General features: G+C 51.4%; 22 protein-coding genes. 19 read left to right on the top strand and 3 right to left on the bottom strand.

Annotated elements, in window-relative coordinates:
• The first annotated feature begins 112 nt into the window (after nucleotides 1-112).
• The 16 genes from HA050_RS05200 (at nucleotide 113) to HA050_RS05275 (ending at nucleotide 20,386) form a co-directional block, all read left to right on the top strand.
• Nucleotides 113-2,746: a cytochrome c peroxidase gene (locus HA050_RS05200; protein WP_166822969.1), complete on the top strand. Its 2,634-nt coding sequence runs from the start codon at nucleotides 113-115 to the stop codon at nucleotides 2,744-2,746.
• A 491-nt stretch (nucleotides 2,747-3,237) separates the two neighbouring features.
• Nucleotides 3,238-3,837: a CDP-alcohol phosphatidyltransferase family protein gene (locus HA050_RS05205; RefSeq protein ID WP_166822972.1), complete on the top strand. Its 600-nt coding sequence runs from the start codon at nucleotides 3,238-3,240 to the stop codon at nucleotides 3,835-3,837.
• Nucleotides 3,834-4,784, top strand: coding sequence for a phosphatidate cytidylyltransferase (locus tag HA050_RS05210; RefSeq protein WP_233702912.1), 951 nt, complete (start codon nucleotides 3,834-3,836; stop codon nucleotides 4,782-4,784). The genes HA050_RS05205 and HA050_RS05210 overlap by 4 nt, the downstream gene beginning before the upstream one ends.
• Before the next feature lie 4 nt (nucleotides 4,785-4,788).
• Nucleotides 4,789-5,436 (top strand): lysophospholipid acyltransferase family protein, encoded by a 648-nt coding sequence (locus HA050_RS05215; RefSeq protein ID WP_166822975.1) that lies wholly within the window; start codon nucleotides 4,789-4,791, stop codon nucleotides 5,434-5,436.
• Nucleotides 5,437-5,478: 42 nt separating this feature from the next.
• Complete coding sequence (locus HA050_RS05220) at nucleotides 5,479-7,224, top strand: bifunctional alpha/beta hydrolase/class I SAM-dependent methyltransferase (RefSeq protein WP_166822977.1); 1,746 nt, start codon at nucleotides 5,479-5,481, stop codon at nucleotides 7,222-7,224.
• Nucleotides 7,221-8,534, top strand: a complete 1,314-nt coding sequence (locus HA050_RS05225) for a phosphatase PAP2/dual specificity phosphatase family protein (RefSeq protein WP_166822980.1) — start codon at nucleotides 7,221-7,223, stop codon at nucleotides 8,532-8,534. The genes HA050_RS05220 and HA050_RS05225 overlap by 4 nt, the downstream gene beginning before the upstream one ends.
• A complete protein-coding gene (locus tag HA050_RS05230) occupies nucleotides 8,531-8,944 on the top strand; it encodes a hypothetical protein (RefSeq protein WP_166822983.1) in 414 nt (137 codons plus the stop codon). Before HA050_RS05225 ends, HA050_RS05230 begins: the two co-directional genes overlap by 4 nt.
• A 100-nt stretch (nucleotides 8,945-9,044) precedes the next feature.
• On the top strand, nucleotides 9,045-10,451 hold the full coding sequence (locus tag HA050_RS05235) for a sigma-54 interaction domain-containing protein (protein ID WP_166822986.1): 1,407 nt from the start codon (nucleotides 9,045-9,047) through the stop codon (nucleotides 10,449-10,451).
• A gap of 376 nt (nucleotides 10,452-10,827) precedes the next feature.
• On the top strand, nucleotides 10,828-11,613 hold the full coding sequence (locus tag HA050_RS05240; protein ID WP_166822989.1) for an ABC transporter ATP-binding protein: 786 nt from the start codon (nucleotides 10,828-10,830) through the stop codon (nucleotides 11,611-11,613).
• Nucleotides 11,606-12,328 (top strand): ABC transporter ATP-binding protein, encoded by a 723-nt coding sequence (locus HA050_RS05245; protein ID WP_166822992.1) that lies wholly within the window; start codon nucleotides 11,606-11,608, stop codon nucleotides 12,326-12,328. Before HA050_RS05240 ends, HA050_RS05245 begins: the two co-directional genes overlap by 8 nt.
• 447 nt (nucleotides 12,329-12,775) lie before the next feature.
• Entirely contained in the window at nucleotides 12,776-13,975 is a 1,200-nt protein-coding gene (locus HA050_RS05250) for an ABC transporter substrate-binding protein (protein ID WP_205836299.1), read from the top strand.
• A gap of 150 nt (nucleotides 13,976-14,125) precedes the next feature.
• A complete protein-coding gene (locus HA050_RS05255; protein ID WP_166822998.1) occupies nucleotides 14,126-15,031 on the top strand; it encodes a branched-chain amino acid ABC transporter permease in 906 nt (301 codons plus the stop codon).
• A complete protein-coding gene (locus tag HA050_RS05260) occupies nucleotides 15,031-16,026 on the top strand; it encodes a branched-chain amino acid ABC transporter permease (protein WP_205836300.1) in 996 nt (331 codons plus the stop codon). Before HA050_RS05255 ends, HA050_RS05260 begins: the two co-directional genes overlap by 1 nt.
• A gap of 397 nt (nucleotides 16,027-16,423) precedes the next feature.
• The gene (locus HA050_RS05265) at nucleotides 16,424-18,523 is read left to right on the top strand and encodes a 3-hydroxybutyrate oligomer hydrolase family protein (RefSeq protein ID WP_166823003.1); all 2,100 of its coding nucleotides are present in this window, start codon (nucleotides 16,424-16,426) and stop codon (nucleotides 18,521-18,523) included.
• A gap of 65 nt (nucleotides 18,524-18,588) precedes the next feature.
• Nucleotides 18,589-19,365, top strand: a complete 777-nt coding sequence (locus HA050_RS05270; RefSeq protein WP_166823005.1) for a 3-hydroxybutyrate dehydrogenase — start codon at nucleotides 18,589-18,591, stop codon at nucleotides 19,363-19,365.
• A gap of 52 nt (nucleotides 19,366-19,417) precedes the next feature.
• Entirely contained in the window at nucleotides 19,418-20,386 is a 969-nt protein-coding gene (locus HA050_RS05275; protein ID WP_166823008.1) for an alpha/beta hydrolase, read from the top strand.
• 110 nt (nucleotides 20,387-20,496) lie between these two features.
• On the opposite strand, the gene glsA is transcribed toward HA050_RS05275, so the two are convergent.
• The 3 genes from glsA to cysS all read right to left on the bottom strand — a co-directional run bounded on the left by glsA (nucleotide 20,497) and on the right by cysS (nucleotide 23,802).
• Nucleotides 20,497-21,510: a glutaminase A gene (glsA, locus tag HA050_RS05280; protein ID WP_099397586.1), complete on the bottom strand. Its 1,014-nt coding sequence runs from the start codon at nucleotides 21,508-21,510 to the stop codon at nucleotides 20,497-20,499.
• A gap of 291 nt (nucleotides 21,511-21,801) precedes the next feature.
• The gene (locus HA050_RS05285; protein WP_166823009.1) at nucleotides 21,802-22,290 is read right to left on the bottom strand and encodes a DUF2726 domain-containing protein; all 489 of its coding nucleotides are present in this window, start codon (nucleotides 22,288-22,290) and stop codon (nucleotides 21,802-21,804) included.
• Nucleotides 22,291-22,416: 126 nt separating this feature from the next.
• Nucleotides 22,417-23,802, bottom strand: a complete 1,386-nt coding sequence (gene cysS / locus HA050_RS05290; RefSeq protein WP_166823011.1) for a cysteine--tRNA ligase — start codon at nucleotides 23,800-23,802, stop codon at nucleotides 22,417-22,419.
• A gap of 188 nt (nucleotides 23,803-23,990) precedes the next feature.
• On the opposite strand from cysS, the gene HA050_RS05295 reads away from it, so the two are divergent.
• The 3 genes from HA050_RS05295 to HA050_RS05305 all read left to right on the top strand — a co-directional run bounded on the left by HA050_RS05295 (nucleotide 23,991) and on the right by HA050_RS05305 (nucleotide 26,158).
• A complete protein-coding gene (locus HA050_RS05295; protein ID WP_166823012.1) occupies nucleotides 23,991-24,209 on the top strand; it encodes a hypothetical protein in 219 nt (72 codons plus the stop codon).
• 504 nt (nucleotides 24,210-24,713) lie between these two features.
• Nucleotides 24,714-25,592, top strand: coding sequence for a DUF6268 family outer membrane beta-barrel protein (locus tag HA050_RS05300; RefSeq protein ID WP_166823013.1), 879 nt, complete (start codon nucleotides 24,714-24,716; stop codon nucleotides 25,590-25,592).
• 155 nt (nucleotides 25,593-25,747) lie between these two features.
• On the top strand, nucleotides 25,748-26,158 hold the full coding sequence (locus HA050_RS05305; RefSeq protein ID WP_166823014.1) for an RDD family protein: 411 nt from the start codon (nucleotides 25,748-25,750) through the stop codon (nucleotides 26,156-26,158).
• Nucleotides 26,159-26,198: the final 40 nt, after the last annotated feature.

A 26,198-nucleotide genomic window follows, 5' to 3' on the forward strand; every position in this document is an offset into this window, starting at 1 on the left:
CATCATCCCCCTTCTTATCAGTAAGATTCTCGCACCCCTAACTTACAAATCGATAGCCAAATAGAATATCTCCGGCGTACAATCTTGAATTGATAATTATTCGTATTCCACAATGAAACTGCGTCACCTCGCTACCCTCCTTTGTTCTCTCTCCCTTTTTACCGCCTGCAGCAGCGATTCTTCGCCAGAAATCAAAACAGGCCGCTTACAGAATATCTCCGGCCTTGATTACGATACGCCCAGCCAGCATGGCCGCACGACGGCCAATGGCGAGTATCAGTATCTTGAAGGCGAAAACGTTACGTTTCGTATAGGCGCGCTGGAGCTGGGCAAGGTGGCCGCGGGTGCCGCCATCACACCGCTGACGCTGGCCGGCAGCGAAGTGGGTGCACACAAAATCATGCAGCTTTTGCTGACGCTGGATGAAGACGACAACGGCAACAATGGCATTCAGATTGCCGCCAGCGATGCGGCACGCTTTGTTAAAGCGCAGGCCATTCAGTCTGCTGACATTTCAGAATTAATCGATGCCAGCGGCGTGGCACATACGCTGGTCAGCGCTGAATATGCGCGTCAGTTTTATAATTTAAGCATGCAGGCCATCAGCGGCGTGAAGCCCGCCCAGCGCTATACCCGCAAAGATGAAGCAAGCGGTGCAACACTCAGTGATGAAGCCACCCGCGCTGGCTGTGTGGCAGACAGCCAGACAGGCTTAAGCTGGGAGGTTAAAACCACTGATGGCTTACGTGCTGCCAGGCACCGCTACCTGCCCGCTATGGTGCGCGGAGCAACAAATGCAGGTCAGTGCGATTCAAGCTTAGAAGTCTGCACTGCAGGGGACTACAGCGAAAAAGTAAACGAAGCCAGACTATGCGGCTTTGAAGACTGGCGCACCCCAACCGAAGCCGAGCTAAAAACCCTGCTTGATCCTTCGCAGTATGATGCGGCTAAGCAGCTGGCCGCCATTGACCGCCGTGCCTTCCCCGATGCCGAGCCTATTTTCTACTGGAGCGATACGCTCAGAAAAGTGCAGGGCTTTTTAGCGGTATGGTTTAACGACACGCATAAAACACTCGATTCTACTTTGCTGGCCAAAGAGCGTTACGGCGCACTGCGCCTGGTGCGCGGCCCGATGATCCCTGATGCACCAAGTAAAGAGGATCAGGAAGACCCGAACTATATTCCGCTGACCAATGAAGGAAAATTGCCAAAAATTGGCCAGCCTTACGCCTGCGTGGATATCAACGACCGGGCTTTGCTGAGCAATAAGCAAAAAGCAGAAATGCGCCTGCTAACTCCTTCAGATAAAAACGCGCCCGCTAATCAAAGCCTCAGCCCGGAGCAGGTTAAAACATTGCTGGCCACCAGCAATGCAGGGGCGTGTGGCGTAAGCAACTGGCGTTTACCCACCACTGCCGAAATGAGCAAAATCCTCACCATGGCACTGGATGCAGAAAACACCGAGCTGCGCCAAACCATGCCTTTTCTGGATAGCAAGGCGAACTACTGGGCAGGCACCGCAGACAAACTCAGCAGCATTTCAGCCAATTCACCCAACGCGCAGAATCCAGCCGCTGCGCGTGTGGTGCTGATTTCACAAACCGCCCGTCCTTTCTTTGAGCGAGTACCCACCGGCCCGAACACTCGCCCAGGCGATGCGGAACTTGCCAGCTGGCGCGATCAATATTCACGCTATCAGCCAGGCAGCAGCACCCAGCCCAACTGGCCTGCGCCCACGCTGGATGCCAGTACCAGAGAAGGCTTTGCCGATTTAGGCCTGCTGCCCGCCCCGGCTTTCCCCGCGAATAACCCCTACTCGCCAGAAAAAGTAGCACTGGGTGAAAAGCTGTTTGCTGATCCTCGGCTTTCACGCAATAACTTAATCTCTTGCGCCAGCTGCCATGATCCTAAAAATGGCTGGAGCGACCCGAAAGAATTATCCGAAGGCCACGTGGGCCAGCTGGGCAGCCGTAATGCGATGACCATTATCAACACCGCTTACGTTAAAGAATTATTCTGGGATGGCCGCGCCAAATCGCTGGAAGAACAAGCCACCGGCCCGATCAGCAATCCGCTGGAAATGCACCAGAGCCTGAGCCAGACAGCTTACAAAATTGCCGCAGCCCCGGAATACGCCGCGCTGTTTACCGCAGCCTTTGGCGATCAAACCATTAATGCTGAGCGCATTGCTAAAGCTATCGCCACTTTTGAGCGCACCATTACCAGCCAGGAAAGTGATTTCGATCGTTTCTTAAAAGGCGATCGCAAGGCGCTGAGCAATGACGCGCTATGGGGCCTGCAATTATTCCGCACCAAAGCGCGCTGCATTAATTGCCACAACACGCCTTTAATGTCGGATAACCAGTATCACAGCAATGGCCTGCATTATTACGGCCGTGAATTAGAAGATTTGGGCCGCTATAACGTCACGAAAAACCCGGCCGATATCGGAAAATTCCGCACGCCAATGCTGCGCGATATTATTTACAGCGGCAATTATATGCATAATGGCTTGTTTTCTATGGGCAATGGCGTGGGCGTTTTAGCCATGTATAACGCAGGCATGGTACAAACATTGCCAACAGGATTAGATAAATTCGATCCAAACTTCCCAAAAACTTCGCCGGAAATTAAATCACTCGGGCTAAGCAAAAACGAAATCAACGCCCTGTTTGAATTTATGAAAGCCATCTCGGCCCAGCCAAGAACGCGCCCGGCTGCGGAAAAGGAATTATTTCAAAAATAAAGCCATGATTTAAAAGATTAAAAGGCATGTCAAAATGGCATGCCTTTTTTATTTATCCATTTTATAAGTTCTGTTTCACCCAGCGTTTTATTCACCACCGGCAATCTTTTTATGGCCCGATTCTGCCTGCTTAAGAACCAGGTATAACAATTGAGCGTAATAATGCAGCCAGGCCAATGAAAGCAAAAATAGTGGCACTCCCCGCAACTTCAGATTGATATTGCCTCAACCCCGATCAGCAGGCCCGGAAAAATGCGCTGATTTGGCGATTATTCTTAAACAAACAGTCCACTCACCAACAATACAATGAATATCTTATTGCCATAACGCTGCAAATACCGGGCGTAAGCCTGCTTGAAATAGTGCATAAAAACAGTTGCATAGACAATAATTTACATTCAAACTAGATAAAAACATACACAAAACTTACAAAAACACAATGCGTGTTTTATCTATTCAGCACTCAATAAACCGAGCCTCACTGCACTCAAATGCCCAGCATCTATCAATTAAAATCCCGGTTTCAATCTCTGCTCAGGCCGCTGTGCACCCTGATCGCCCGCCTGGGTATCAGCGCCAATCAAGTCACCTTATTTGCCATGACGGCCTCCATGCTGATGGGGCTTTGGCTGAGCCTGCAATCTGATTCCCGCCTGCCCTGGCTGATCCTGCCCTTATTTTTGCTGCTGCGGATGGCGCTTAATGCAATAGACGGGATGTTGGCGCGCGAATTCAATCAGCAATCGGCCTTGGGCGGCATTTTGAATGAAGTGGGCGATGTGGTTTCTGATATCGCGCTTTACCTGCCTTTTTGTCTGATCAGTAATCAGCCTGCATGGATTATTGTGGCCGTTTTTCTGGCATTTTTAACCGAGTTTATTGGCGTGCTGGGCCCCTCAATGGGCGCAACCAGGCGCTACGACGGGCCCATGGGTAAAAGCGACCGGGCCTTTGTTTACGGAGGCTTTGCGCTCTTCTTTGGATTTTTTCCTGCGCTTGCTGCATGGACCAGCGCGCTCTTTGCAGTGACTGCGGTGCTGATGCTGTGGACCTGTGTAAACCGCGCCAAAGGAATATTAGCGAGATCATGATGATTAATCTGCTGTTACCCCCTGCGCTCATTACCGCACTGGAAGGCGTATTTGCCCTGCTGATTACAGCCAGTCTTACCCTGTTTGTTTTAGGTAAGCGCTACCCACAAAAAAACTGGCTGGAGCTAAAGCTGCGTATCCGCACCTGGTGGTGGATTGTGGCGTGCTTTTCTTTAACGCTGCTGGGCAATATGCCCATTGCCCTGGTGGTGCTTGGGCTGGTCAGCTTCCTCGCACTGAAGGAATATCTGACGCTTTGCTCTACCCGTACCGCCGACCATGTGGTGCTGTTCTGGGCGTATTTATGTATTCCGCTGCAATATTACTGGCTGGGTATTCACTGGTACGGGATGTTTATTATTTTTATTCCCGTTTATGTCTTTTTATTTGTGCCGATGCGTATGGTTTTAGTCGGCGAAACACAGGGCTTTCTGAAAGCCGCCGCCTCCTTGCAATGGGGGCTGATGATCTGCGTATTTTGCTTAAGCCATATGGGCGCCGTGCTTGCCCTGCCCCTTTTAACCGGCATCGGCAAGGCAGAGCATGGCCCTATGCTGCTGTTTTACTTAGTGGCGCTCACTCAGCTTAATGATGTGGCCCAATATCTGTGGGGAAAATCATTGGGCAAGCACAAGGTGTCGCCCAAAGTCAGCCCCAATAAAACACTGGAAGGCTTTCTGGGCGGCGCACTCACCACCTGCCTGCTGGGCTGGCTGCTTGGGCCTTTACTCACGCCCTTTTCCCCGCTGCACGCGGCATTAGCCGGTTTACTGATTGGTGTAATGGGCTTTATTGGCGACATTGTGATTTCTGCCGTCAAGCGTGATATCGGGGTAAAGGATTCCGGCCGCTTATTGCCAGGGCACGGCGGCATTTTAGACCGGCTGGATTCTCTGACCTATACCGCGCCCCTGTTTTTTCATTACACCCATTACTTATATTACTAAGCCTATGAAGCGTTTTTTAAGAATCCTGTTTGTATTATTACTGGCAAGGCCTCTTGTCAGGCTGTGGTTTGGTGTCACCGTACGGCATCAGGAGCGTCTGCCTTTAAAAGGGCCGGCTATTGTGCTGGCCAATCACAATAGCCATCTTGATATTCTGGCTTTATACAGCTTGTTTCCCCTGGCGCTTATTTCGAATGTGCAGCCTGCCGCCGCCGCCGATTACTTTTTAAAAAACCGCTTATTTGCCTGGTTTGCCACCGAGGTTGTGGGCATTATCCCCGTGGTCCGGGGTGGCGCTGCTGCAGGGTTTGATCCGCTTTCAGGCTGTAAAGAAGCACTCAGTCAGGGGCGTATTCTGATTTTGTTTCCTGAAGGCACACGCGGCGAGCCAGAGATGCTTTCCGAAATCAAATCCGGCATTTGGTATTTATATCGTGATTTTCCGCAGATACCGGTTGTGCCGGTTTATTTAAACGGGCTGGGCCGCGCGATGGGCAAAGGGCAATGGTTCCCTATTCCTTTTTTTGTAGATATCGCCATAGGCCGCGCCCTGCCCTGGCTGCCCGAAAAAGCGCTGTTCCGGGCCTCCATCAAAGATGCCCTGCTTAATTTAAAGCAAAAAACCATGCTCTCCGCCCCCGGCCCTCAATAGCGCCAGGCACGCACTGCCCAATTCAATAAACAGGACTCCTTTATGCGCACGCCTCAGGAAAAAACATTTAACAGCTTTGATCAAAGCTCGCTTTTTTACCGGCACTGGCCAGCCACCAGTACCGCAGCACGCCGCGCCATTGTGCTGCTGCACCGAGGGCATGAGCATTCTGGCCGGCTGCAGCATATTGTGGATGAGCTGGGCATGACAGACACGCCCTTTTTTGCATGGGATGCCCGCGGACACGGCCAGAACAGCGGGCCGCGCGGCTACAGCCCCAGTCTTGGCACCACCGTGCGCGATCTGGATACGTTTATTCACTATCTTTGCCAGACTTATGGCTACGCCATGGAAGAAATCATCGTCATCGCGCAAAGCGTGGGCGCGGTACTGGCATCAACCTGGGTACACGATTACGCACCCAAAATCCGCGCACTGATCCTGGCGTCCCCGGCTTTTAAAGTGAAGCTTTACGTGCCTCTGGCCCGCCCCGGCCTGCGGCTGATGGAAAAACTGTGCGGCAATTTTTATGTTAATTCTTATGTAAAAGCCAGGTTTCTGACGCATGACCCGGAGCGCATTGCCTCCTACAATACTGATCCGCTGATTGCCCGGCCTATTTCAGTCAATATCCTGCTGGGCCTTTACGATACAGCCGGGCGGATTATTGCCGATGCAGGTGCGATCCAAACCCCAACCCAGCTTTTGATTTCAGGTGCTGATTTTGTAGTGCATCAGGCACCGCAGCGTACATTCTTTGAACGCTTAGGCAGCCCGTGCAAAGAAATACATACGCTTGAGGGTTTTTATCACGATACCCTGGGCGAAAAAGACCGCGCCCAGGCTTTTACGCTAATCCGCAGCTTTATTCATAAAGTGGAAGCGGGCGTCGCCAAAGTGGATTTAAGCCATGCAGACACAAGCGGCTATACCGCCAGTGAATATCAACAGCTGCAGCAAAGTGGCTCGCCCCTTACCCTGAAACACTGGCACTTTGCACTCACCCGCTTATCGCTCTCTACCGTGGGCAAATTATCAGACGGCATCCGACTGGGTTGGGAAACTGGTTTTGATTCGGGCAGTACCTTAGATTATGTCTATAAAAACAAAACTTCAGGACGCACCCCGCTGGGCCGCTTTGGCGATCGCACTTATCTGGACAGCGTAGGCTGGAAAGGCATACGCCAGCGCAAAGTCAACCTGGAAGAACTCATTGGCCTTGCGATTAAATCGCTGACAGAGGATAAGCAAAGCGTCAGGATTGTGGATATCGCCGCAGGGCATGGCCGCTATATTCTGGACGCCATTGCCGGCCATAAAATCGACCGTGTTTTATTGCGGGATTACAGCCCGATTAATGTAGAAGCAGGCAAAGAGCTGATCAAAGAAAAAGGTTTAACGCATCTGGCCGATTTTCAGCAGGGCGATGCGTTTGATCAGGCCAGTTTAGCCAGCCTCTCTCCTGCGCCCACGCTGGCCGTAGTTTCAGGCCTTTACGAATTATTCCCAGAAAACGCACCGATTAAAGCCTCGCTGGCGGGGCTTGCTGAGGCCGTGCCCGATGGCGGTTTTCTGGTTTACACCAATCAGCCATGGCATCCGCAGCTGGAGCTGATTGCCCGCACCCTGAGCAGCCACAGGGGCGGAGCAGACTGGATTATGCGCCGCCGCACCCAATACGAGATGGATCAGCTGGTTGAGCAGGCAGGCTTTGAAAAAATCACCCAGCGCATTGATGAATGGGGCATCTTTACTGTCAGCCTTGCACGCCGGGTTAAAAATAAATGAGTTCAGCTTTAAACAGCGAGGTAAAAGAGCCGCGCCCGTGGCGGCTCGCCCTTTTGTGGCTGCTGGTACTGGGGCCGGGTTTCTTTATTTTTTACGGGGCGGCCAATCATTACACCGCCTCCCTGCCCCCGGCCGAGGTAGGCAGCATTGCGATGAGCTGGGAGCGGCATATCCCGCTCTGGCCCTGGACCATCGTGCCTTACTGGAGCATTGATCTGCTCTATGGCATTTCTCTGTTTATATGCACCAGCCGTAGCGAGCTTAATACCCACGCCAGGCGCCTTTTAGCCACATCGCTGCTCTCTTGCTTATTTTTTGTATTGTTTCCGCTGCGTTTCAGCTTTGAGCGCCCGGAGCTGGACGGCTTTTTTGGCCAGCTGTTTACACTCTTAATGGGCTTTGACAAGCCCTTTAATCAGGCTCCCTCGCTGCATATCGGCCTGCTTACCGTGCTCTGGCTGCGCTATGCCGTTCATATCCCTGCACGCTGGCGGCCTTTGCTGCACATCTGGTTTGCCCTCATCGGCCTATCGGTATTAACCACATGGCAACATCATTTCTGGGATATACCCAGCGGGTTTTTGCTGGGCTTTATCGTTTGCTATTTATTGCCCAGCCCCGGCGTGCGCCTGTTTGCAGCAAAGCCCCGGCAATACTCGCCAAGGCTCGCCCTGCGCTATTTTGCCGGAGCACTGCTCTTATCCATGGCCATTGCCTGCCTGCAGGGCTGGGCCTGGCTGCTGCTCTGGCCGGTCACTTCTTTGCTGATTCTCACCGCGGCCTATCTTGGGCTGGGGCCGGAAGTAATGCAAAAAGATCATGGGCAAAGACGTTTTTCAGCACAGGTTTTGCTCTGGCCTTACGCTATTGTCACGCAGCAGGTGCACCGTTATTTATTAAAATCGCTGCCTGCTGCCGAAGAAATCAGCCAGGGCGTCTGGCTGGGCCCCATCAGCGCAGCTGCCAATCCACACTTTAAATCCGTTCTGGATCTGGCCGCCGAATACGACAAGCAGGCACCGGCTGGGGCAATTTATCATTCCTGCCCGCTGCTGGATTTACAACTGCCCGATCAGCAAACCCTAAGCGACTGCGTGCACATGCTGCAATCCATGCCTCAGCCCGTACTCGTTCACTGCGCCCTTGGTATGACCCGAAGCGCTGCGGTCGTGCTGGCATGGCTGGTAATCAGCCGGCAAGCCAAAGATATTGATGAGGCCGTGGCCTTTTTACAAACAAAACGCAGCCGGTTTGTATTAAATAACGCCCAATTAAATCAATTAGCCCGGCTTTGTGATGGTATGCAATGAATACTGAAGAATCACTTATTTTTAAATTAAGCGCAGCAGTGCTCTCTTCCTGCAAAAACCTGATCTGGCCCACGCCATTTTTATTTTTAATCAGCTATTGGCTGGCTGCCAGCCATATTCTCAGCAAAGCAGAAACAGGGCTGCTGATCGCAGGCAGCCTTGGCGCTGCAATTCAGTATTATTTTTACTGGCGCATCACCTTAGATGAAAAACTGTTTAATCAGCTGCAAAGCGAAGCAGATCTGCAGCCGCTGGATAAAGCATTAAACAACCTCTTTGGCATAAACACCCCGCCGCGTGCTTTAACATTACGCATGGCAGGCATTCAAAAACTGATTCGTTATTTTTTAATCAGCACATTTTGCTCTTGGATCGCATGGCTGATGGCATTGGGATTATTCATCAGCTAATTTTGTGCAACAGATTCAGGCCGGAATAGTGCCGCAATAAAGCGAATTGCCCCCTGCGTGTTAAGGTATTGGCATAACAGCAAGCAGGGGGTTAAAAACAATGACGGATGTTTTTCCAGCCTCATTAACAGATGGCCATAATGAGCGGCAATTAGCATTGCAATCTTTATTTCGCACTTTAGAAGACAATTCTGAAGGCACGGTGATTGTGGATGAGCAATGCAAAATCGTCTGGATTAATGCCCGCTATGCCGATCGGTTTGGCTTTAAAGACCCGGCCACTGCAATGGGCAAGGCCGTAGAAGAAGTGATTCCGCAAAGCCAGCTCAGAGAAGTGCTCAGAACCGGCCAGCCTATCTTATTAGATTTAATGGAGGCCCCTGACAGAACGCTGGTGGTTACCCGCTTGCCGCTGAAAGATCCGCAAGGCAAGCTGATTGGCGCCATTGGCTTTGCCTTATTTGATGAAATTCAATCGCTTGCACCCTTAGTCGCTAAATTTTCCAGCCTGCAAAAAGAGCTGGCCGTGGCGCATGAATCGCTCGCCCAGGCACGGCGCGCTAAATATTCTTTGGGCCACTTTATTGGAGAATGCGATGCGGTGCAGGAATTAAAACGCCAGGCCCTGCGGGCAGCCCAAAGAGATGCACCCATTTTATTACTTGGCGAAACCGGCACAGGCAAAGAAGTGCTGGCACACGCCATTCATGCCGCCTCGCCCCGTGCTCACAAGCCGCTGGTTACACTCAATATGGCGGCCATCCCTGAAACCCTGCTCGAGGCCGAGCTGTTTGGCGCAAGCGCGGGCGCTTACACCGGCGCGGATAAAAAAGGCCGTATTGGGAAGTTTCAACTCGCCCACGGCGGCACGCTGTTTCTTGATGAAATTGGCGATATGCCGCCCGCGCTGCAAGTTAAATTATTGCGGGTTTTGCAGGACAAGGAATTTGAAGCTCTGGGCTCTAATCAGATACAACGCTCCGATGTACGCATTATCGCCGCCACCTCCGCTCCGCTGGCCAGGCTCATCGCTGAAGGGCAATTCAGGGCTGATTTATTCTACCGCCTGAATGTACTGACCATCGAGCTGCCGCCACTGCGAGCCCGGCTGGCTGATCTGACCCTGCTGGCCGATTCCATGATGAATAAACTGGCTGCCAGCGGCCTTGGCCAGCATCGTCTGGCCCCCTCTGCCATTGCCCTGCTGACCCAATACTCCTGGCCCGGCAATGTGCGGGAGCTGCACAACATCCTGGAACGCGCGCTCATGCTGTGCGACAAGGCCATTTTAGAAGCCGAAGACCTGACCCCGCTGCTCTACCCCGGCACCCAGCCCAGCCACAGCAGCGCAAAAACCCATGCCGAATCCATGCAGGCTTTTGAACAACAGCTCATCAGCGACGCCATCAAAAACTGTAATGGGCACATCCCCACCGCCGCCAGGCAACTGGGCCTTGCGCGTGCCACGCTTTATAAAAAGATTGCAGGGTTTAAACCGGACAAATAATCACCGGCTTACCTTCATTGCACCAGGCCCTTAAATATCCTTCTTTGCAGCCAGTACCCGATTACAAAACTGACTTTCTACGAAATGAGATTACAGTCTCATTTTATAGACTCCCTCTCTTATGATGGTTTTTATCACTTTATTTTCATTTCACCGCACCATCTTCGATTTTTTGTCTCGTTTTGTAGACTAAGAATCCTTCAATACACTCACCATACCGCATATTTGCTTGTTTCTTAAAGCTGGCACACATTCTGCTTACTATATAACTACAGCTTTACTACAAATAAAATAATATTAATACGCCCTTCAGAAAAGCTGACCACATAAAAAATATAAGTAGTGCGCCCTGCATTTCAGCACAAGGATAAACACAATGTCAGATCCTATTTTGCAAACGCGCGGCCTTTGTAAAGAATTTAAAGGCTTTGCGGCAGTCAGTGATATTCATCTTGAAGTGGAGCATGGCAGCATCCATGCCTTGATTGGCCCTAATGGCGCAGGCAAAACAACCGTTTTTAATTTACTGACTAAATTTCTGGCCCCCACTTCCGGGCAGGTTATTTTTGATGGCACTGATATCACGGCAGCCCAGCCTGCCGAAGTGGCCAGCAAGGGGCTGATTCGCTCTTTCCAGATCTCTGCCGTGTTTCCCAATATGAGCGCGCTTGACAATATCCGTGTGGCACTGCTGCGCATACATGGCGGCGCACATCGCTTTTGGCGCTCTAAGCAAGAGCTGAACGCTTTCACTGATACGGCGATGGATTTACTGGAGGAAGTAGGTCTTGCCGAGTTTTCGCATGTTTTAGCTGGCGAGCTGGCTTACGGCAGAAAGCGCGCATTAGAAATCGCCACCACTTTGGCACTTAAACCCAAATTAATGCTGCTGGATGAACCCACACAGGGCATGGGCATCGAGGATGTAGAGCGCGTGACCGCGCTGATCCGCCGCGCATCCGTCGGGCGCACCATTTTGATGGTAGAGCACAACCTGAAAGTGGTTTCTACCCTGGCGGACAAAATCACCGTATTAGCCCGTGGCCAGCATTTATCTGAAGGCGATTACGCCACCGTGTCGGCCGACCCGCGCGTGATGGAAGCTTATCTGGGCATCAGCCCTGCGATCCCCGCCAGCCCACAGGAAACACTCCATGCTTAACAGCCAGGACCACAGCGGTGAAATGTTGCGTGTAAGCGGCTTACACGCTTTTTACGGCGAATCACATATTTTGCACGGCATTGATTTTGGTGTGCGCCGTGGCGAGCTGATTACGCTGCTGGGCCGAAACGGCGCAGGCCGCAGCACCACACTAAAAGCCATTCTGGGCCTCACCGGCCAGCGCGCAGGATCGATCATGGTGAATGGCCGCGAAGTGATCAGCATGGCCACACACAAAATAGCCCACCTTGGCGTGGGCTGGTGCCCCGAAGAGCGGGCGATTTTTTCCAGCCTGAATGTGGAAGAAAACCTCAACCTGCCACCCAAAGTGCGCAGCGATGGCATGAGTTTAGAAGAGATTTACACGCTGTTTCCCAACCTCTGGGAGCGCCGCAAAAGCCAGGGCACACGATTATCCGGCGGCGAGCAGCAAATGCTGGCCATGGCACGCATCTTACGCACCGGCGCACGCCTTCTGCTGCTGGATGAGATCACTGAAGGCTTAGCGCCTGTGATTGTTAAAAAGCTGGGCGAAACAGTAGAGCTGCTTAAAGAGCGCGGCTACACCATTGTGCTGGTCGAACAAAATTTTCACTTCGCTGCAGGCATCGCCGACCGGCATTACGTGATTGAACACGGCCAGGTAGTGGATTCAGTCAGCGCAGACGAGCTGTCTGCCAGCGCGGGCAGGCTGAATCATTACCTTGGGGTTTGAGTACAGCCCCCAATTTACGCCAACGACATACAAAAGCGCTGGGACAACCCGCATATTTATCCAACATCGCTTGCGGATTGCATCCAATGTGCGCCAAGCCGTTTGGTTATTAGCAGCAAACAAAGGCAACAGATGATGGCTACGCTCCCGACACGGGCTTAAACCTCCCCTTGAAACACGCCGTAGCGGGAAACGAGCCCCCCGCCCGACTGGACCGCAGCGGGGGTCTTCGTGCATTGCTGTTGTCGCCTGGCTTCCTTTCTTGGCGAAGCAAGAAAGGAAGGCCCCGCAGGCTCCTGAATCAAGGCGCCGAAGGCACTAAAAAGGTCTTTTACTGAGCATTTGAAATATTTCACACAGGAGCCCCCTGCGAAAACCATTTTGATGATTAAAACAACAAGCTTCCCGCAGTCCCCGCAAGACCGACCTCTAACGGAGATACACCCCATGCAAAGCTGTAAACCACTTGTTCTTGCTTTAGCACTTGCCTTGCCTGCTGCCGCATTTGCCGGTCCTTTATCTGGCGACATGGTCAAGATTGGTATTCTCACTGATATGTCTGGCGTTTATGCCAGCGTGGGCGGCAAAGGCTCGGTGATTGCGGCGCAAATGGCAATCGCGGATTTTGGCGGCAAGGTACTGGATAAACCGATCGAGCTGGTCAGTGCCGATCACCAGAACAAAGCCGACATTGGTGCTGGCAAAGCACGCGAATGGTTTGATACCCAGGGCGTGGATATGGTGAACGACTTGCTGAATTCTGGCGTGGGCATTGCCGTGCAAAAACTGGGGGCAGAGAAAAAACGCATCACCATTAATAACGGTGCAGGCTCTACCGCGCTGACAGGCAAGGAATGCAGCCCTTACGGCGTGCATTACGCTTTTGACACCTACGCCCTTGCTAAAGGCACAGCCACCGCACTAATGAAGCAAGGCTTAGACAGCTGGTATTTCCTGCAGGCTGACTACGCCTTTGGCGCAGCGCTGCAAAGCGACGCCAGCAAAATTGTGGCGGCCACAGGCGGTAAAGTGCTGGGCACGGTAAAACATCCGCTTTCCTCTACCGATTTCTCTTCCTATCTGATTCAGGCGCAAGACTCCAAGGCCAAAGTGGTCGGGCTTGCCAATGCCGGAGCCGATTTTGTAAACGCGGTAAAGCAAGCTAAGGAATTTGGCCTGAAACAAACCATCGCGGGGCTCTTGGTATTTGATAGCGATATCAAAGCGCTGGGCCTGAATGCCGCACAAGGCATGAAATTTACCACGGCCTACTCATGGGAGTTGAGCCCTGAAATGGAAGCCTTTGGTAAGAAATTCTTCGCCAAGGCGGGCTTTATGCCAACGATGGATCACGCAGGTATTTACTCCAGCACCCTGCATTATTTAAATGCGGTGAAAGCAGCAGGCACCGATGATGCCGATGCCGTGATGAAGAAAATGCGTGAAACCAAAGTAAATGACTTTTTTGCTAAAAACGGCGTGATCCGTGAAGACGGCCGCATGGTGCACGATATGTATCTGGTGGAAGTGCTTAAACCCAGCGAATCCAAAGGCGCGTGGGACCAGCTCAAGCTGGTTGCCACCATCCCCGGTGATGTCGCCTTCAAGCCGCTGGCTGGCAGCGAATGTCATTTGATTAAAAAGTAAGCGCCTTGCGCAGGATGAGTGGAGCAAAGCGATAACCATCAACATTACCAGGCACGATGGGTACGCCGTATCGCTGAGCGAGGTCAACCTCACACACAGAACGGCTCCACCCATCCTGCGAACCTTCTTTTATTATTTCTGAGGTAGAGCATGGACATTCCCTTGCAAGCCATCATGTCGCAAGCCTTACTCGGCTTAAACAATGGTGCTTTTTATGCCTTACTCAGCCTTGGCCTTGCCGTGATTTTTGGCATGCTCAATGTGGTTAACTTTGCTCACGGCGCTTTTTATATGCTGGGCGCTTTTGTGGCGCTGTTGGGCTACGACCAGCTGGGGCGGATTCTGGGTGATGAAAGCATCCGGATGTCGTTCTGGACAGCGCTGATTGTGGGGCCGGCTGTAGTGGGTTTGCTCGGTGTATTAATCGAAAAAACCATGCTCAGCCGTCTGTATAAAGTCGATCATCTTTACGGGCTTTTGCTTACTTTCGGGCTGGCGCTGATCTTTGAAGGCGTGCTGACCAATTACTTTAATGTGGCCGGTGAGCCTTACAACGCAAAACCGGAAATTCTGGAAGGCGCGGTTAACCTGGGCTTTATGGTGTTTCCTAAATACCGGCTATTTTCGATTATTTTATCGCTGACGGTCTGTTTTGCAGTCTGGTACTTAATCGAAAAAACCAAGTTTGGCTCCCACCTGCGGGCAGGCACAGAAAACCCGGATGTCACCCGCGCCTTTGGCATTGATGTGCCGTCATTACGCACGCTGACCTATTTTCTGGGTGTGGCTTTGGCCGGGCTGGCAGGCGTGGTGGCCGCGCCAATTTACTCAGTCAGCCCCAGGATGGGGTCAGACTTAATCATTATCGTATTTGCCGTAGTGGTGATAGGCGGCATGGGCTCAATTATGGGCGCGATTCTTACCGGCATTGCACTGGGGCTGTTGGAAGGGCTGGTGAAAGTGTTCTACCCGCCTTTGGCCAACACCGTGATTTTTATTGTGATGGCGCTGGTTTTACTCTGGCGCCCGTCTGGCCTCTTTGGTAAGGAAGCATGATGAACGCACCGATAGTTCAACTCGTCCCGGCAGCCGTCTTGTCCAGAAAAAAAACCAGCTTCACACCGTGGATTGCGGCCCTCGTTTTTGCTTCCATTGCGCCCTTTGTGGTCTACCCCATTTTTGCCATGGAGCTGATGTGTTTTGCGTTATTTGCCTGTGCTTTTAATCTGCTTTTAGGTTTTGGTGGCTTACTCAGCTTTGGCCACGCCGCATTTTTTGGCAGCGCGGCCTATCTGTGCGGCCATGCGATTAAAAACTGGGGGCTAAGCCCGGAGCTGGGCATTTTATTTGCCACCTGCGGCGCAGCACTGCTGGGGCTGGCCATCGGCAGCATCGCCATTCGCCGCCAGGGCATTTACTTTGCCATGGTTACTCTGGCACTCGCGCAGATTGTGTTTTTCTTATGCTTGCAAATGCCTTTTACCGGCGGTGAAGATGGCTTACAAGGCATACCCAAAGGCCATTTATTTGGCTTAATCGATTTATCCGCCACCGTCAGCGTGAGCCAGCAGCAATTACCGCTGGCGCTGTATTTCTTTGTGCTGGCCATTACCTTTGGCGGCTACTGGCTGATCTGGCGCACCGTGCATTCGCCTTTTGGCATGGTGCTTAAAGCCATTAAAGAAAACGAGCCGCGCGCCTTGTCATTAGGCTATCAAGTCAATCGCTACAAGCTTGCTACCTTTGTACTCTCTGCCGCCTTAGCTGGCCTCGCTGGCGCAACAAAAGCGCTGGTGGTTGGCCTGGCTTCGCTCAGTGATGTGTCCTGGCATATGTCCGGCGAGGTTGTACTGATGACTTTGCTCGGCGGTATGGGAACGCTGCTTGGGCCGGTAGCAGGTGCGGTTACGGTGGGCACGCTGCATCACGAGCTGGCCTCGTTCGGATCATGGGTCACTGTCACCATCGGCGTGGTGTTTGTGGTGTGCGTGATGGCATTCAGGCGCGGCATTGTGGGTGAGATTGCTTATCGCCTGAAGCGGGATTTGTAAGATGAGTAATCACCTAAGTGCGCTAAGCAAAGTCAAAAAAACCTTTTTAGTGCATTTGGCACGTTGATTTTGGTGCGGGCATCCCGCTGGACCTTCCTTGTGTGGCCAAGAAACGAAGCCAAGCCACACACTCAAAACACGAAGGCTCCTGCTGCGGTCCAATCGGGCCGGCGGCGGGCGGGATTGGCTCGCTGCCTCGCTCCCAAGCGATCCCCCGCCCCGCTTGCTCCTTGCTCCGGCGTGTTTCAAGGGTGCTTTAAAAAGCCTTATGCAATGAGCGCGGTTATTACGTTTTTTTAATTGTTTGCTGAGATAAAACCAAATTACTTAGCGCACATAAAACTTCACCCACACTGCGTCTCCAAAAACCACACCATCATTGGCAAAGAGGTAGGAAATGCGATTACTCCTGACTGGCATGGTCGTTTTATTATCGGCCTGCAATAGCAATGATTATTTTGACAACAATATCCGCCCATCCTGGCTGGGCAATGTCAGCCAGAATAGTTTTGATGGCGTGAGCAATGATTTACTGACCGCAGGCTTAGGCAAAAGCGGCCTGGCACTCCCCCTGCCCGCCTTTGCTGATCCGGCGAGGCCCTCCCCGGCCGAGCTGCGCCGGGCGGCTGTTTATAATAATTACCGCGCCCTTGTTGATATCAGCAGCGGCGGCGGCTATGGCAGGCTGTACGGCCCTAATATTGATATCAGCGGCAACGATACTTTGGGCGAGGGCAAAATAGCAGGGGAGGAATACCTCGCCTACAGCGACGATGGATCGGGCAGACAAAATGTAACGCTGATGGTGCAAATCCCCGCCCGCTTTAATCAAAGCAAACCCTGCGTGGTCACCGCAACTTCATCCGGATCACGCGGAGTATATGGCGCGGTTTCAGCGGCGGGCGAATGGGGGCTGAAACATGGCTGTGCGGTGGCTTATACCGACAAAGGCAGTGGCACGGGTATTCATGATTTAAGCAGCGATACAGTTAATTTAATCGACGGCACACGTGCCAACCGCAGCTTTGGCGGCGGTAATTTTGATGCGGGCTTATCAGGCAGTGAGCTGGCCAGCTTTAACACGCAATTTCCTTATCGCATCGCATCCAAACACGCCCACTCGCAGCAAAACCCCGAAAAAGACTGGGGCAGAGATACCTTGCGGGCGGTGGAATTTGCTTTCTGGCTGCTGAACGAAAAATACGCCACTGTTCAGGCTGGTCTGCGTAAAGCAGATTACGCCACGCCTTCCACCGTCACCGTGATTGCCGCCAGCGCATCCAATGGGGGCGGCGCTGCGTTAGCCGCCGCCGAGCAGGATACAAAAGGCTTAATCGATGGCGTGGCGGTGAGCGAGCCACAGGTGCAGCCCGCCTCAGCAGCGGGCCTCAGTATTTTGCAAGGCAGCAATAAAATGCCCGCCATCGGCTTGCCGCTGCTTGATTACTTCACCCTCGCCAATCTTTACCAGCCCTGCGCGGTGCAATCGGCACGTTTAAGCGGTGCAAACTCGGCTTGGGGTACGGCAGTTTCCCCGCAACTGGGCAGCGCCCGTTGCGCGTCACTGGCGGCCAAAGGTTTTTTAAATGGCAGCACGCTCGAAGCGCAAGCCAGCGAAGCCTATAACAAGCTGATTGCTGCCGGCTGGCTGGCAGAGGCCGATGCTTTACACGCCAGCCATTACGGGCTGAACGCCACACTGGGCGTGGCGCTGACTTACGTTAATGCCTATGGGCGCTTTTCGGTTAAAGACAATATCTGCGGCTACAGCTACGCCTTCACCAATACCACAGGCGATGTAATTGCACCGCTTGCCAACAGTCTGGCGGGTATTTTTGGCAGCGGCAACGGCGTACCCCCTACGGCGGGGATATCCATCATTAATAATTTATCCGTGGGTGGCGCTAAAGCCGATGCCATGTCGGTTTCTGCCTCAACGAATACTGCTGACTACAATCTGGACGGTGCAATCTGCCTGCGTAAACTCGCCACAGGACTGAATCCCCTTACCGGCGCAGCGCTGACCGGCAATGAAAAACTGCTGGCCGACCGCGTGGCTATTGGCATCAAAGAAGCGCAACGCACTGCAAAACTTAATGGCAAACCCACCATTATTGTGGCGGGGCGCTCTGATGCACTGATCCCTGTAAACCACGCTGCCCGCGCCTATTACGCGCTCAACCAGGCTCAGGAAGGCAGCGGCTCTAAGCTGCGCTATATCGAAGTCACCAACGGCCAGCATTTTGATTCCTTCCTTGCCCTGAGCGGCTTTCCAACCCGCTTTATCCCGCTGCATGTATATGCAGGCCGCGCGCTGGATGCCATGTGGGCGCACCTGAACAGCGGTACGGCATTGCCTGACAGCCAGGTGGTGCGCACAACGCCGCGTGCATCTGCAAACGACAACTTAAATGCCAGCGCCCTGCCTGCTTTTGCTGCAATACCGGGCAACGATGCAATTCGTTTTAGCAATACCACACTGACTATCCCTCAATAAGCAGCGCCTCTGCGGGCGGGGGCATCTCCCCGCCTGCAAGCAGCCCCCAAAAGGAAATGGCGGTTATGAAAACCTTATCAGGAAAAAGCGCCTTAATTACCGGATCCACCAGCGGTATTGGGCTGGGCATTGCCCGTGCACTCTCTGACGCAGGTGCAAATGTCGTACTGAACGGCTTTGGCGATGTTTTGGCGGCAAGAGAATTCGTCGAGCAGGCTGGCGGCAAAGTGATCTATCACGGCGCAGATTTAAGCCACCCTGATCAGATTGCCGATTTAATGCGCTATGCCGAAAAAGAATTCGGCAGCATTGATATCTTAGTCAACAACGCGGGCATTCAGCATTTAGCCCCCGTAGAGGATTTTTCTACTGAGCGCTGGAACAGCATTATTGCGCTGAATTTATCTGCGGGCTTTCACACCACCCGCCTTGCGGTACCCGGCATGAAAAAAAATAATTGGGGACGAATTATTAATATCGTTTCTGTACACGGTTTGGTAGCATCAACTCATAAATCTGCCTATGTGGCCGCCAAACACGGCATGATAGGGCTGACGAAAGGGGTTGCCTTAGAGCTGGCCCAAACGGGCATTACTTGTAATGCCATATGCCCGGGCTGGGTGCTCACCCCGCTGGTAGAGCAGCAAATCACCAGCAAGGCGGCCCGGCAGGGCATCAGCTATGCCGAGGCTCAGTCTCAGCTTTTACTGGAAAAACAACCCTCGGGCGTATTTGTAACGCCAGAGCAAATTGGCGCACTACTGTTGTTTTTATGCAGCGATGCTGCAGCAGAAGTACGCGGTGCAGCGTGGAATATTGATGGCGGCTGGATAGCGCAATAAGCGCCTGCAGCCTGCCAGTGACCAGCCTCTTACAAACTGACCGAGATAAGCAATGCGACAACTCAGCCCCAAAATCAGCCCATGGCTTACTACTTTCAATCAGCAGCTCAGCAAGCTGCAGGCTAATGGCTATAAGCCTACATGCACCAATATTCGTGAAGGGCTGGCTTATTTAACGGCTGTTTTTGTCACAGACATCCCCCCCATCCCCTGGGTACAGGATGACCTGGTGCCCTCGTCCCGCTATAAAGTGCCGGTGCGGATTTACAACCCCAACCCCAGCCGCGCACTGCCTGTATTGGTTTATTTTCATGGTGGCGGGCATATGGCGGGCGGCATTACGGTGTACGACGCCATTTGCCGTAAAATCGCCATCGCAGCGCAGCATATTGTGGTGTCGGTTGATTACCGGCTGGCCCCGGAATGCCCTTATCCGGCAGGTGCAGACGATGCTTTTTCAGTGGTTAAACATATTTGGGAAGTGCTGGATCAGCGCAAGCTGCAATACAAACGGCAGCTTTCCATTGGCGGCGATTCTGCCGGTGGTGCACTGTCTGCCACCATTGCCAGCATCGCGCAATTTGATCCGTCGATTCGTATCCACGCTCAGCTCTTGATTTACCCCAGCCTGGATTACACACTCAGCGCCCCTTCGCTGGACGAAAATGGCACTGGCTATTTAGTCACCAAAGAAAAAGTGACTTGGTACTTTAATAACTATTTTCAGCATAACGAAGACAGAAAAGCGGCATCGCCACTCTTTGCAGAATTCAGCGCCAATCTTCCCCCCACGCTGGTGATCAGCGCAGAATTTTGCCCGCTCAGGGACGAAGGCATTGCCTATCTGGCCCGGCTGAAAAAAGCCGGTGTGGCATCAGACCATCTGCACTTTGCCGACCTGCCCCATGCATTTTTAAATTTAGAAAATCTGGTCAAAGAAGAATGCCAGCGCGCATATCAAAGTATGGGTGCGTGGCTAAATATTAAGAAAAACAATGCGGAAAATGAATCACAGAAATAATGCAGGCAAATGCAAATATTGAATTTTGGCGCTTTACTAAGCAAACAGCGCTATAAAAAATGGCCCGGCATTCAGCCGGGCCATTTTTTATGCTTTACGCAAAGTACGGATTACTTCAATGGCTGCGCAGCCAAAGGATTGCCGCCTAATGCATTGGAGATATCTGCAATCGCTTTTTGAGCACGTACGCTATTGCCTGCACCATCCAAAGGAGGTGAAATTACAGCAATACCGAACTTACCCGGTGAAACCGCGATAATCCCGCCACCTACGCCGCTCTTAGCTGGCAGGCCGGTTTTGTACAGCCATTTACCGGAATCATCATAAAGGCCGGCAGTGGCCATCACAGCCAGCACTTCAGGTACGTTTTCTGTTTTTAATGCCTGCTTGCCGGTAACCGGATTTTTACCGCCATTAGCCAGCGTTGCGGCCATCATTGCAAGGTCTTTGGCATTCACGCCTACCGAGCACTGACGGGTATAGATATCTGTTGCGCGATCCGGATCGGCTTTAATCTTACCGTAGGCATACATCAAGCGGCCAATCGCCTGATTGCGCTGATTGCTGGCGGCTTCAGACTGATACACTTCATCCAGAACAGTCAGATGGCGGCCCGCGAAATCGTTGTAATAACCTAAAATCTTGCTCCAGATTTCATCGTAATTTGCGCCCTTTACCATACTGGTGGCGGCAATCGCGCCCGGGTTCACCATGGCATTCATTTCCGCGCCACGGTTTTGCTCAATCGCAACAATAGAGTTAAATGCCTGGCCAGTGGCATCTACGCCCTGGTTATTCAGAATAGAGTCAGTACCAGACTCATCAATCACCTTGGCCATAGTAAAGACCTTAGAGATAGACTGAATCGAAACTTCCGTCGTCACATCACCCTTGGTGTAAACCTTGCCATCTGCCGTCACCAGCACAATCCCGAATACTTTTGGATCGACCTTTGCCAGCGCGGGGATGTAATCGGCGTTTTTGCCTTCCTGCAAGCCTTTGTAATTATCGTAAGCGGCCGTCAGTGCAGCCTCTACTTCGCTCTTTTTAAATAAGTCTTTTGCTTGTGCGGCACCACTTAAAGCCAGTACCAATACAACAGCTAACATGCTGCGTTGTTTCATTGTAAAGCTCCTCGTTAACGCGCCTTGGGTCGGAGCGCGCTGTAAGAAAATATACCAAATAAAAACGGAGGAGAAGTTGTACAAAGTCAGTTGCATATTCATCACAAGAGGGGCATGAAAACTGCAATGACGGCATAATTTGCAGCGCTGAATAACACAATTTTTTACTCTTTGTTTCCCGTATTAATACCGAAAAACCCTTAGTGAATATCAAACCAATTCAACAGCAGCCGCGCCGAAAATAAAAAAAGCACCCAATAAAGAGTGCTTTTTCTAAATCAAAACTGACCATCAGGCATCTAATGTAATCACCGGCCTGAGCGCAGCCCTAATTGCGGCTTCATCAGGCAAGTTTTTCACCTGCCAGCGAATGACAGAAATCCCTGCCGAGCTTAAGGCTTTGTCTTTCTTTGCATCAGCCAGCTGGCGATCCTGCCGCTGATGGCTGGCATCATCCAGCTCAATCACCGCCACGATGCTGGAATCCTTATTGCACACCACAAAATCGGCGCTCATGCGGTTAATCCGGTTTAACCACGCGCGATAGTTATTCCCTTTTTTAATCCCCAGCAAGCTGGATAGCTGCACCTGCGCCAGCACAATATGCTCTGGCATCGCTTTTAGCAGCCGGAAATACAGCACCTGCTCTGGCGTGGTGAGCGGATTTTTAGCATAAAACGGCCATACCCCTGCCGTATCAGCCCCCTGTGCCTTGGCTTTTAAGATGGAAATAAACATAAAAACAGCGCCAATCAACAACAAGAGCACAAGAAATTTCATTTTATTTCCATAAAAAAGGAATGAGTAAGGCGCAAGAATTAAACCCAATGGGCCTAAGTAAGCTCTGGCTAAGGGCTCAATGCCCCGGTTGCTGCAACACGGCGAGCTTTAACCCGCCATGCACAATCAGCCACGGCGCCAGGTTGTGCCCTGAGCGCTGTCTTCCAGCACAATGCCAGCGGCAATCAGCTCGTCTCTGATCCGATCTGACTCGGCAAAGTTTTTAGCGGCGCGGGCGGCTTTGCGCCCTTCAATCAACGCTTCAATCGCTGCCGCACTGTACTCGCCCTCTGCTTCGCCAATACTGGCTTGCAAGTAAGCTTGCGGCTCGCGCTGCAAGAGACCCAGGATCGCACCCAGGGCTTTTAACTGCCCGGCCAATTCTCCCGATTGCTGTTTATTGACTTCCAGCGCCAGCTCAAACAACACCGCTACTGCCTCAACGGTATTGAAATCATCATCCATGGCTGCTTTAAAGCGCAGAGCGTAGCTGCTGGTCCAGTCGATTTCTGACTCAATAGCAGGCACATTTTTCAGTGTGGTGTAAAAGCGGCTTAATGCGCCTTTCGCATCATCCAGATGAGCATCGCTGTAATTCAGCTGGCTGCGGTAATGGGCGCGCAAGATAAAGAAGCGTACTACTTCAGCATCGTATTTTTCCAGCACTTCGCGAATGGTGAAAAAATTGCCCAGGCTCTTGGACATTTTTTCGTTATCCACACGAATAAAGCCGTTATGCATCCAGTAATTCACATAAGCATGGCCGTGTGCGCCTTCGGATTGGGCAATTTCATTTTCGTGATGCGGAAACTGCAAGTCTGAGCCACCCGCATGAATATCAAAATGGCTGCCCAAGTGATGGCAGCTCATGGCCGAACATTCGATATGCCAGCCAGGACGCCCTTCACCCCAAGGGGAAGCCCATTTTGCATCTTGCGGTTCTTCGGCTTTAGCGGCTTTCCAGAGCACAAAATCCAGCGGATCTTGTTTATTCACGTCCACATCAACCCGCTCGCCTGCACGCAAATCATCCAGCGATTTGCCGGATAATTTGCCGTAGCCTTCAAACTTACGCACGGCATAATAAACATCGCCATTAGGCGCAGGATAAGCCAGGCCATTGGCAATCAGCTTGGCGATTAAATCATGCATGCCTTGCACGTGTTCAGTCGCGCGTGGCTCGTAATCCGGGCGAATTACGCCAAGCGCATCAAAATCTTCATTCATTGCAGCAATAAATCGGCTGGTCAGCGTATTAATCGCTTCACCGTTTTCTAAAGCACGTTTAATGATTTTGTCGTCAATATCAGTGATATTGCGTACATGGGTAAGCTGATAGCCCGATGCCCTCAGCCAGCGTGACACCATATCAAACACCACCACCATGCGGGCGTGTCCCAGATGACAGTAGTCATATACGGTCATGCCGCAGACATACATATTCACCTTGCCGTCTGTAATCGGCTGAAAATGCTGTTTTTCGCGGGCCAGTGTGTTGTAGATATTTAACATGAGTGCTGTTTCGTTGGCGTAAAAGAGCGATTCTACCAAAGCTGCCCACTACGTGCTTCATCAGCGAACGCTCAGAAACAGAAAGAAGTGATTTTCACTTAAAGCCTGCCGTACCCACTTACCCCTGTTGACAGAAAAACATTGTCACATTATAAGAATACCTCTCGATATGACAAACAGGTAATTCCGTGCGTAAACAAAACATCGCAATCATTGCCTTAAGCTTACTCGCCAGCGCATGCAGCAGTGTTCCGGCAGAAAATAAGCAATATGCCGAGATGGATGAAAAGGAATATGTAACCGGCAGCAATATTCCACGCAAAGATCGCAGCAGCGTTAAGGTGTATGACAAAGAATTATTGCGTGATTTACAAGACCGCCCCACCGTTTCGCCAAATATGAATTAAATCAACCCTCATTGCATATCAGGGCCGCAACACCCAAATCATAAAAACCTGATATGCAATGATTCTGCATAAATACGGCCTGTTTTAAACATTGCGGCACGCACAGGGATGCACTTTATTGGCCCGGCAACAACCATCCGTTTTTTGAGCTTGCCCTCTCTTGTTAAAAAAAATGAAGATGCTCCCTTATCACTGCATCAAAAAGCCCATCCCTCAGATTTGCGCTAAAGCCCCGGCATTCAGTATTTACAAATAAACATTCCAGCCAGACAAAATACCTGTCATTAAATAGCAAAAAAATGTAAGCAAGTTTGAAATACAAACACATACTGGCTTAAGTATAGATGACTGACGGGTAAATAATCCCAATCCACTGGCCCCTTAAATTCGGCACTTAATCCTCTCTGACGGCTTTCTGTCGCAAACACAAAAAACTTCACCCAGGCTCATTAAGATAGCTAGCGTAAACCGCCTACTACCTAAGCCAGATCTTCAGGAGCCCCAATGCTTAAATCATCACTGCTCACACTTTTACTTGCAACGATTGGTTTTGCCCATGCAGGCACCAATGTTGACATGACCATTACTCCGCTTGGCACGCCCAAGTTTGATTTTGATGATGGTGGTCAGGCCAGGCTGGAAAGCCTGCAAGCAAACTTTGGCATCAATCACGATATTAACCAGCGGCACAATATTGGGGTTAATCTTCAATTGGCCCGTGAAACATGGCACTTTGACCAAAACCCATGGAAAGTCAGCGAGCCCTGGAAGCAGTTAGAAAGAGTTACTTTTTCTGTGCCCTATCGCTATAGCTCCCAAAATGCCTGGTTTTACTCTGCGACCTTTGACGCCAGCAATAGCAAAGAAAAAAATGCTGACACCAAAGAAAGCTGGATTTACGGCATGAATGCCTCTGTGGCACACGCTTTTTCACCTACTTTAGTATTGGGCGTGGGCGCGGGGGTGTACCGTCAGTTAGAAAAAACTCAGGGCTTTCCTTTCTTGATTATCGACTGGAAAATCACCCCCAGCCTGACACTGGCCAATCCCTTTACCGTTGGGCCCGTCGGCCCTGCCGGGCTGGAGCTCAGCTGGGCACTTACGCCTCAATTTGAGGTTGGAGCCGGTGCGGCCATGCGTCAGTTTCAGTATCGCTTAGCCAAAAATAACCCCTTGGCACCGGATGGTGTATTAGAAGAGCAATATGCCCCGGTCTTTTTACACGCGGCTTATAAAATACAACCCAACTGGCGGTTCGATGCTTACACCGGTGTGGCTGCGGGCGGCAAGTTCACCATTCTGGATAGCAATGGCAACGAGCTGAATAATGAAAAAGCTAAGAAAATCCCTTTCTTTGGCTTTGCTATTAATGGCCGGTTTTAAGCCCTGCCCACAAACGATGGCTTAAAAATAAGGAGAGCGGATAAATTCCGCCTCCTTATTCCCACTCAGCCCCTATACCATATGCATGGTTAATGCTTGTGTAAGTAATTCAAAGAAGAGATACTTGGATATACTTACAAACACAAGTAATTAAAATGCAATACCCCAGCATTTTCAGGCGTTATACCGCATCCTTGATTGATTTTTTAGTGGTTTTACTGATCCTGTGGGCAACTTCCAACTCACCGCTGGAGCCTCTCTTTCACGAATCAGCATTCGGGCTGTTTATCGTGCTGCTGCTTTGCTATGAGCCCATTGCTACCGTGCTCGCCTGCAGCCTTGGCCAGTATCTGATGCGTTTCAGGGTCAGAAACCATTCTGATCTAAGCAGAATAAGCGGGCCTCAAGCCTATGGCCGCTTTTTTATAAAATGCAGCTTAGGCATCGTATCCCTGCTCCTTATTCCCGCACGCAAAGACCGCCGGGCCATTCATGATGTGGCCGCGAAAACCATTGTGATTGAAGCGAAAAGCCCCCTCTTATTGCCTGAAAATAATCAGATTTAAATCAGGGGATGCAGAGTATGTAATCCAATTGGTCAGAGTA

Origin of the sequence: Iodobacter violaceini (assembly GCF_011601265.1) — a bacterium.
GTDB lineage: Bacteria > Pseudomonadota > Gammaproteobacteria > Burkholderiales > Chitinibacteraceae > Iodobacter > Iodobacter violaceini.